Source organism: uncultured Lamprocystis sp. (genome assembly GCF_903933125.1).
GTDB lineage: Bacteria > Pseudomonadota > Gammaproteobacteria > Chromatiales > Chromatiaceae > Thiodictyon.
Genome location: NZ_CAIZIZ010000076.1, coordinates 1 through 9,487, shown reverse-complemented (window position 1 = coordinate 9,487; position 9,487 = coordinate 1). Strand labels below are relative to the sequence as shown.

General features: G+C 64.0%; 6 protein-coding genes and 1 pseudogene. 2 read left to right on the top strand and 5 right to left on the bottom strand.

Annotated elements, in window-relative coordinates; translation table 11 throughout:
- The first annotated feature begins 114 nt into the window (after positions 1-114).
- Both QZY03_RS03225 and QZY03_RS03220 read left to right on the top strand, forming a co-directional pair.
- A complete protein-coding gene (locus QZY03_RS03225; protein WP_295578271.1) occupies positions 115-540 on the top strand; it encodes a hypothetical protein in 426 nt (141 codons plus the stop codon).
- A 74-nt stretch (positions 541-614) separates the two neighbouring features.
- Positions 615-2,108, top strand: coding sequence for a glycosyltransferase family 2 protein (locus QZY03_RS03220; protein ID WP_295578270.1), 1,494 nt, complete (start codon positions 615-617; stop codon positions 2,106-2,108).
- 531 nt (positions 2,109-2,639) lie between these two features.
- Here the strand turns inward: QZY03_RS03220 and QZY03_RS03215 are convergent.
- The 5 genes and pseudogenes from QZY03_RS03215 to QZY03_RS03195 form a co-directional block, all read right to left on the bottom strand.
- Positions 2,640-3,959, bottom strand: coding sequence for a HipA domain-containing protein (locus tag QZY03_RS03215; RefSeq protein WP_295578268.1), 1,320 nt, complete (start codon positions 3,957-3,959; stop codon positions 2,640-2,642).
- Positions 3,956-4,324, bottom strand: a complete 369-nt coding sequence (locus QZY03_RS03210; protein ID WP_295578266.1) for a helix-turn-helix transcriptional regulator — start codon at positions 4,322-4,324, stop codon at positions 3,956-3,958. The genes QZY03_RS03215 and QZY03_RS03210 overlap by 4 nt, the downstream gene beginning before the upstream one ends.
- A 348-nt stretch (positions 4,325-4,672) precedes the next feature.
- Positions 4,673-5,524, bottom strand: a complete 852-nt coding sequence (locus QZY03_RS03205; RefSeq protein ID WP_363169247.1) for a DUF4143 domain-containing protein — start codon at positions 5,522-5,524, stop codon at positions 4,673-4,675.
- A gap of 103 nt (positions 5,525-5,627) precedes the next feature.
- Positions 5,628-8,027, bottom strand: a pseudogene (locus QZY03_RS03200) (NB-ARC domain-containing protein); the annotation flags it as partial.
- Positions 8,028-8,038: 11 nt separating this feature from the next.
- Positions 8,039-9,328, bottom strand: a complete 1,290-nt coding sequence (locus QZY03_RS03195; protein WP_295578259.1) for a hypothetical protein — start codon at positions 9,326-9,328, stop codon at positions 8,039-8,041.
- Between the last annotated feature and the right edge of the window lie 159 nt (positions 9,329-9,487).

The window sequence follows — 9,487 nt, the reverse complement described above, 5'->3', positions numbered from 1 at the left end:
GGTACAAGCTGTATGCTTGAAAAATCAACGCATTACGGTGCGGCAGTGCCGACCATGACAGGGGTCAGTAAATTTTGACGATGCACAATATCTTATTGATTATGTTACGGTAAATTGCCACGGGAAATCCCAGAGAGCCGGGATTTTCTCTTCCCCGATGCGCACGGCCAGTGGCATTGGGGCCAGACGCCTGAAGAGGCTTGGGCTGAAACCCTGATCCTGGGCAGGAAACTGGCGATGCTGTCCGGGGAAACCCCCGACCGCGCGGTGCTACTCAAGATGGTGTCCTTTCCCTCCGGTGGCGCCCCGGAACTCACGCCTCAATCGCAGGTAGAGTTTTATCGCTTGGCTGTAGAAAGGGTGAAGAACCGAACTGACCTCCCGTCCCGTGTCAAATTCATCTTTCTCGGGGCTTTCGACATGCCCTGGAAATCAGTCGAGAATGGCTGGCCGCCGACTGAACAACACACGGGGCTCTTCACGCATGAGCGCAAACCCAAGCCAGCGGTGACCGAGATCGCATGGACCGGTGCACGCTGAGCACTCACCCTGCGCAGACACGTCGCTGCCTTGTCGTCCTCCTGACATTGGGCTCCTGGGGCGCGGTCTGCGCTGTGAACGCGTGGTTTTTCCTGGCCATCGTCGTGCCGAAACTGTCGACTCCCAGTGTGCTCGTACTTTCGGCGGTCCAATTGCCCTGGATGCTGATTTGGCTCTGGGGGCTCCATGGCTTCCTGCACCAGGTGGTTTCTGCGTTTGATCCCGTTTTATCATTGCCCGTGGCCCGCGCCTGTTCAGCCAAACCCGTCGCGATTCTCTATACGACCTGCGATGATTTTGACGCTTATGCCTGTCGCTCACTGCTATTGCAGGACTTCCGCCACACGCGGCTCATCATCTGCGATGACAGCACGGAACAATCGTCCAGGGACCGGATTGATGAGTGGGTGAGGGTGGCCGGCGCCAAAGTGGTCATCGTTCGTCGCAACAATCGCCAGGGTTTCAAAGCCGGAAACCTGAACTTCGCCCTATCGACTGTGGTGCATGAGGATATATTCGTCCTCTGTGATGCGGATCAGGTACTGCCACCGTCGTTCGTGGGTAAGGCCATCCAGGTCCTTGAAGCGAGCGGGGTAGGCTTCGTCCAGTGCGGCAATGCGGCACGGTCCCCCGGCGCGACCTGGTTGTCGGAGGCCCTTGGTCCTGCGGTCGACATTTTCTACCAATTCGCCCTGCCGTCGCGGAACCGCTATGGTTTCGTCTCCTGCTTTGGCCATGCCGCAATCGTGCGCCGTGACGCCTGGCAGGCGGCGGGCAGGTTTCCCGAGGTCGTGACGGAGGACCTGGCGTTTGCCATGATGGCGTTGGCCCAGGGATATCAGGGACGCTTCAGCGCTAACCCCTCGGGGGAGGAGTCGTTTCCGCAGACGTACTCCGCCCTCAAGCAGAAGTATATCCGTATCGTGGCCGGTACGGTCGAGTCGCTCCGGAGATACGGGCCAACCCTGCTGCGCTCCCCGCGGGCGTCTTGGGTAGAGAAGCTCGATGCGTTTCTGACGTTCTCCACCTGCTACCTCCCGGTCATCATCCTCATGTCGGTTGCCGGCGGGATGGTCTTCTCTCATCTTGCCGGCGGGTCTGGCTATGTCAAGGTGCAGGGCTGGCTGCTCGCTCTGTATCTGGTGGGACCTCAGACGCCGATCCTGGCGCTTCTTAAGAGGGCCTTTGCTGAACCGAAGCGATACCTCAGGTTTGTGGTTGTCGCGAGTGTCGTGTACTCCAGCCTGGTCCCCTCACTCGCCTGGACGGCTATTCGCCAGACTTTCTTGTCGCCCGGTTGCTCATTTGTGCCGACCGGTGCCGCTGCAAAGGTGCCTGAACGCCTGTTGTCTCATGCTCGCACGATCGCGGCTGGACTGATGCTGATCGGTTTTGCCGCCGTTGTCGGGTCACCTGTCCTGGTCCCTACCGTGGTTTTCGGATTGATGATCGCAATCGGACCATTGCAGACGCTGAGCGCGGGCGTGACGGCGTCAGGTAGTCTTGTCCGTTGGAGCGTTCTCGTTCCCTATGCAGTGCTCGTGTCTGGTCTTCTGATGGAATGGTAAATGGCTGTTGTTCAAGGGAGTCTGTCGCGAACGGGGTGCCCTGCCGGACCGGGTCCACCGCGACGCTTTCGGCATCGCGAAAGGTCCGGGCTGCGATCAGGGGGAGGGCCATGGAGCGCAGGCCGCTCGCCTGGATGACGACCAAGTCCACTGCGGAATCTGCCCGCGAGCGCGAGCGTAACAAATCCGCCAAGGGCACCGAGCGGGGCGTTGTGCTTGTCGGCTTAGCGTTCCTGGCGATCCGGCGGTGGCTGCGTTAGTCGGGGATCGCCGCGTCATAGCGATCGGGCCTGTGTGCTCGCTGGCCTTGATCATTGTTCCGGCCAGTCGATCACGGGGCGTGCGTAGTCAGGGCTTCCAGCCCTGATTCGGTCAGGCCAGGATGGCCTGACTACGCAGTCGGCGCGCCCGCGTGGCCGGAGTTATGATCGATGCTGCTCGCTGACGGCGTCAGCACCTTGGCGGAGCGTCGGCGGAGGAGCGGAGGAGCGGGGGAGGGATGCGCGCAATCGAATGCCTGGTATTGCCTGGTTACGCGGCTCCAACTTCTTCACCCGCTGGGAAAAACTGGTGGGCCTGTCGAATCTGCTCAATCCAAGGATCGGCTACCCCGGCCTGGGTGGCGAACGCCGGCCAGCGCCGGACGGCCTCTTGCACCTCGGCGAGGATGGTGGCGGCCCGGCCCCGCTTCATGAGGGCCACCTTGGCGCAGCCGTTGAAATCGTCCAAGGTGAAGCCATCGCGCTTGCCGTTGAGGGTCATCTGGTGGGTGGCCGTCCAGGCCCCGGCGGGATTGTAGCTGTAGGTCATGTCGAAGGCCGGGGCCAGGGACCACTGGCCCTGCCGGTCCATCAGGAAGGCGATGTTCTTCACATGATCGTCCTGGTTGCGGGCGACGATGTTGAAGGCCAGGCGCCGGAATTGCTCCTCCACCGCGGTGGCGGGCAGCCCGAGCCGGCGGATGGCGAGCAGGGCCTGCTCGTAAGCATAGGCCCCGGGTTGGTTGAAATCGAAATGGGCCAGGGCACCCAGCGACTGCATGTGCAGCCGCCCCCCGTCTGCGAGTCGGTCGAAGCGCCGCGTCATGAAGTGGCGGCGCCCCCCTTCCTCCAGCAACCGGCACTCACTCATGGTGATGCCCGCCGCCCGCGCCATCAGGTAATAGGCATATTCGACGGCCCCGTAGCCCTGGGGGTCCTCCATCTCCTTGTCCCGATTGCCCGTGACGCCGTCGAACTTCAGCAACCAGTATTCGAAGCCAGTGCCGGCGGCCACCTGACCGGACCGCACCTCGTTGGTCTGCGGGTTCCAGGCGATCACCGCTTTGGCGCGGGCGCCGCCCGCCGAGGTTCCCACGCGCAGGATCGCCTGCAAGGCCCGCTGTCGCGCCGGTCCCTGGAAACTGCCGAGCAGCCCGGCCCGCTGGCTCAGTACCTCCGAGGCGAGCCGCACCAGGGCCTCGATCTCGATGCGCGCCGCCTTGCGCGGGCGGGGACCCAGCACCGGGGCGAACTCCAGGGCACCCATGCCGCGGGTGCCCGTGTAACAGAGCCGTTCGACGGCGCTGAAGCCATCCGGGGTGCGCCCCTGGGTGGCCAACCAGGCATCGATCAGCAGGTTGCCGAAGCGGTCGGGCAGCGCATCGGCCAGCATTCCCGGCAGTCCGTGAAAGGTCCGCAGGGGCAGCTCGGGAAAGACATAGACCCGGTCGCTCAACGGCATAGTCAGAGGTGAGACCTCGATGCCGCTGCGGGCGAAGGCCGGGTCGTACTGAAAGGCGGCATGGTCGCGCCCCGCCTCCAGCGACACGGCCCCGATGGTCCGCCCCCACAGCAGCACCCGTGCGATCACTTGGGCTCACCCCAGGTCCAGCTCCCGGGCCCATCGGCCGCGCCCCGCGTATCTGCGGCCTGTTTGCCCGAGGCCCGTTGGCGCTGTCGCCCCCGAAGCTTCATCTGCGCCAGCGGACTGGGTACCGGCTCCGGGACCAGCAGGTCCAACCGCTCGGTCAGGCCCAGTGCCCGGCACACCCGCACGAAGCTGGACAACTGGATCGCCACCTCGCCGGATTCGAGCCGCTCCAGGGTGCGCTTGGAGACCCCCGCCTGCTCCGCCAGGGCGGCCTGAGTCAGGTTGCGCCCCAACCGCGTCGCCGCCAGGCGGGCGCCCAGTTCCTGCAGGATGGCGGTATCCGTCAACTGTGCTGTGATGTTCATTAGGCGACTGTTATGGCGACTTAGTGTCCATAACGCGAGTTATTCGGCGGATATGACGAGTTTACTCTATATTTCCGAAGGCGGTGCGGCGAGTTGCTGCGAAACCTAGCATTCTTGGCAGCTTAGACCCAGCACGCTCCGAACGTCGGCCGCCGGCGCGCCAGCATCCCGGTTCCGCCGCCGCCCTCGACCTTAGCGTGGTGTTCTCGCAACACCCGCAGGGAAAAATGCCCCGACGCCTCCGATCGAAAGGACCTTCACCAGGCTCCACAACGCACTGGCGACCTCGGCGATGAAGCAGCCCTCCGAATGGCGACCCCGACACCCGAGTGCGCCGGTGGTTTGCCGTTACCCCTCAATGATATCCACCACAAACGGGTTATCTGGCCGAATTGGCTCGACCAGGACGCCATAGGCCTCCCGGAAGGCGCGGCCCGCGACCCGGCGCGGAGACCATTTGACCTCGAAGGCCCGCAGGCAGCTTGACTGTTTGACGACCAGGTCCACCTCCGACTGTGCCCGGGTGCGCCAGAAGAATAGTTCCGCTGGCGACCCGAGCAGGGCGTTGTGTTTGGCCACCTCGGCGATGAACCAACTCTCCCACAGGTTGCCGATGTCCGGCCGGAATTCGTCGGTCGAGTAGGCGTTGAGGAGGGCATTGCGGATGCCGGTATCCCAGAAAAACACCTTCTGGCTCTTGGCGATCTCCTTGCGGGGATTGGTGCTGAACGACGGCAGACGGAAGATGACGAAGGTCTGCTCCAGCAGATCCAGGTAGCGATCGACGGTCGGCCGGGCCATCTGTAACTGGGTCGCCAGCTCATTCACCGACACCTCCGAGCCGGCCTGGTGGGCCAACAACAGCAGGAGCCGTTTGATGAGATCCGGCGTCTTGACCAGGCCGGTCTGGAGCACATCCTTCCACAAGTAGTCGGCGCTCAGCTCGCGCAGCAGGGGCACTGGCCGGTCGCTCGTCACCACCTCCGGATAGCTGCCGAAGGCCAGCCGCTGCATCAGACAGGCGCGCACCTGGGGCGCGAAGTGCCGGTGCAGGTGGTCGGGCGCGGCGTCGGGGCTGTACCAGACCTGGGCGCCCAGTGTCTCCGGAAACAATAGCGGCGGGAGCACCAGCTTGCGGTTGCGGCCGGTCAGACTCTCCGCCGCCTGATCGAGCAGGTTCAGCGAGGAGGAGCCGAGCACGAGGAACCTGGCGGGAAGGCGCGCGTCGTGCCAGCCCTTGATGATCCGGGATGCCCGGCAGCCGTTGCCCCAGGCAAGCACCGCCTTCCAGATCCCAGAATCGTAGGGTTTTGTCACAACTCCCCGAGACCACACGGCGGCCGTCTGCGCTGATGGACACGCTCGTCACCGTAGAGGTGTGGCCGGCCAGCATACGGAGGCAAACTCCACTGTCGAGGTCCCATACCCTCAACATCTTGTCAAAACTCCCCGAGACTGCGAACCGCCCGTCCGGCGTCATGCTTACGCTTACGACCTCGTCGCCATGTCCCATCAAGGTGCGCAGACACGAGGGTCTTAGGTTGGGCTTCGCATCGACCGGCCAGCGGCGGAGCACATACGGGAAAGAGAACGTGGATAGGGAAGACATCCCCAACTCCTGTACCGGCCCGGTTGGGGCGTAGCTGGCCGCGTGTTGAATCACGAACCCAGCGTGTTTGCTAAACTCCAGCAACGGATAGTGCTGCGACTCGACAAACCCCGCGAACGTCTGCAATCGATCTATCCGCGTCGGGTTCCCAATGATACGTTGGCATTCGGCGTTGCTCTCCTCGTCGGTCCACATGCGACAGGTAGGTGGCGGGGTGGGCAGTTTTGGCTCAGGAACCAACACTCGTTCGCCGCGTGCCAACTGATCCCGACGCGAGCTCCATGCCTCAGCATAAGCGATGATTTCCGCCGTCCAGCGCTTTGCACGCTCCTCGCGGGCGCGCTCAGCGCGCAGGTCTTCCTGCGCCTCCGGTAGATTCTCTCGCGCCAGCCGGTAGTCGGCGATCAGCTCGAAGACCTGGCCGACCCGGCAGCGCGCCTCGACGAAGCGCAGGTCGCAAAGCAGTTCGACTGCCGCGTCCCAGTTACCGGCCGCCCCAGCGAGATGCTGGCAGAGGTTCTGAAAGAAATAGCCGTCCTCCGGGCCGGTATGCCAGCCGTCCGGGCATTGCCGGCGGTAGGCTTCGAGGAGTGTCTGATGGACGGCCCTCGACTCCCCGGCAATCCGGACGGCATAGTCATGAAGCAGATCGTGAAGTCGGAAGCGCCGGCGGACCTGGCCATCGGCCTCGGTCTCCCGATCAAGCTGGACCAGGGACCGCTCGGCGAGATCAATCAGCAGGTCCTCGGTATCCAGGTCGTCCAGATCGCCAGTGTAGGACCAGAGCGTAGCCGCCGCCGCGGGCACGGTCTGGTCGGTGGCGAAGACGGCCAGCTCGGCGAAGCGGCGCTGCTCGTCGTCCGAGAGCACCTCGACGCTGGCCTGCATGGCGCGCCAGAGGCTTCGGTGCTGTTCGTTGATGGATTCCCGGTCGGCGATCTTTTCCAGGTCCGCCCGGCGCAGCCGCCCCAGCACGGAATGAAAGTCGCCGCCGCGCTTGCTGGCCATGCCACCGCACAGGGCCAGGGCCAGCGGCAGGTTGCCGCATTCGTGCGCAACCTCGTGCGCCTCCGCGGGGAGGTCCGCGGGGGCGACCCCGATGGCATCGGCCAGCAGTTGCCGGGCCTCCGTGTCGGTGAAGAGCGAGACCGGGACCAACTCGCCGTGCAGCGTGTCGAGGATGCCCTTGTCGCGGGTGGTGACGAGCAGCCGGCCGCGCGGGCCGAGCAGGTCGAAGGCGCGAGCATCGGCCGCCCGCCAGACGTCATCGAGCACCAGCAGCAAGGCCTTGGGGGCGAGCAGGTCGCGCAGTACAGCCTGACCCTGTGCCAACGAGGCGAAGGTGGCGTCGCCACCCAGGTGGTGGGCGAGGTCGCGCTGGCGCGCCAGCAGGTCGTCGTCCGTGAGGCCCTGCCCGCAACTGATCCAGGCGATGCCGTCCGGATAGGCCTGACGGACCTGCCGGTGGCGGGCCAGCGCCGCGGCGAGCACGGACTTGCCGATGCCGCCCATGCCCTGCATGCCAACCCGGGCGTCCGCGCCGGTGATGACCTGGGCCTTCTGCAGGTCGACCAGCAGGGCATCGCGCACCCGGTCCATCAGCTCGGGACGGCCGAGGAAGTTGGGCGGCAGGCTGGGTACGGCGAACAGGGCGCCGAGCGGGGGGTTGGGCTGGCGTAGGTCGGCGACGAGTTTGGCCAGGGCGCGCGGGTAGTGGGCGTCCTCCCGGAAGTCCTCGCAGTGGAGCAGGCGCAGCTCGCCGGGGACGTTGGCGGTGCCGCCCAGGCGGACGATGGGGGTGACGACCACGTGGTCACAGGCCAGGGCGAACTGCCATTCCTCGCGGACGTTGGGGGACAGGGCGGCCTTGGGTCCGCCGACATAGACCAGGCGGTCCACCTCGGTGCGGATGGCGTCCTTGATCTCCTGGTGGAAGCTCAGGCCCCGCGACATCAGGGATTCACGGTCGAACCAGACCGTAAAGCCGGCCTGGGCGAGGTCGGCATGGAGGCGCCGGACGAAGGGCTCGTCGTCGCCGCGCGCGTAGGAGAGAAAGACGCGGGTCGGGGCCGGCCGGGTGGGGAGACCGTTCATGATGTGCGTCTTCAGTAGAGATAGATGGTCTGCAGGATGGCCTGCACCGCCCGTCGCGCCCGGAACGGCCCCTCGGTGGAGAGCAGTTGGGCCAGTTTTTCGGGCGTGATCCGGTCACGCGCGTCGCCAAACTCGATGTTGCGTAGCCGGTCGATGGACGGCTCACGAAACAAGAGGTAGCCCAGGATCTGGATGACGCACATGACATAGTTGTCGGCGAAAAACAGCGCCTGGGTCTTGGTGAGATACTCGGCGTCGATGTCGTCTCCCGAGTGGCGGACCCAACCGGTCTGTCCCTGGCCGGCGAGGTCCGCCGTGACTCGGGTCAGGGCCTCCTCGGCGATGCGTTGGAAAAAACCCAGCGCATAGTCCATCCGACCGATCCACGCGAGCCGGCTGGCGAACTCGCCGAAATCCTCGACGGCCTGGATCGCCCGCACGATGGCGGCGGCCCAGTGTTCCTCGGAGAGGGTCTCCAGCACGCTGGCCATCGCCTGCATCTGCGGTGTGCCGGGGTCTGCGCCACGCCGGCTCAAGGGGCCCGCGAGACTGTTGGTCACCAGGCGCCGCAGCCGTTCGATCACATGACGTTTAGAGATGTCGTGGGCCCGGGATTGCAGCGGGGCGAGGTCGTCGAAGTGCTTCTTCTGGCAGTGCTCGGCGAGCAGTTGGAAGCTGATCTTCAGGTCATGGACGAGGGAGTCCCCTTTGGGGCCCTCCAGGAAGGTGTGAATCCTTGCACTGGCCGCCTTGCTGTCGCACAGATCATCCTGAAGCTCAAACTTATGCTCCAGAGAAACCATGATATCGGCGGCATTGAGCAGCCATAGGTCGAACAGGTAACGGCGACTCCATTCGAGCTGATTGGCCTTATTGGTGTCGTGCTTCAGGCTGTAGCGTTTGATGCGGTCGATCATGCTCACCAGCGGGAGATAACCGTCCTCGCCGGTGCTGAGGGTGCCGTAGTGGTCATGGAACAAGACGAGGTCAGACACATAAAACAGGTCATCGCGCTCGAACTCGTAGTGCAGGCCATACTGGCGCACGATTTGGTGCAGGCGGTAGCGTGCGGACGTCGTGTGGTAGGCGAGGATGACCGCGCCTTCCATGGCATGTCTGGGGTCGACGACCGTTTTGCCGATGTCGTGATAAAACGCTGCCAGCATGAGCTTGAAGGAACGCATATCCGGTTCCTTGCTGTACACGACCGAGGCGTACTCGGGGGCGCGACCCTGGAAGAGCTTGCGCAGGTTGTCCGCCACCTTGAAATGCATGACCAGCCGCGCGAGGGCGGCAACCACGTTTACGAAGTGATTGTAGTTATCGAGACTTTATTAATTATGCGGACAAACTGCTGGCATAAATTGTATGCGGCAAAAGAAAGAACGACTGGATTCGCTTGATGTCGCTTTTTAGCGATTTCAAGGCAGAATTTAGTCTGTTTTTGAGATCATCACGGG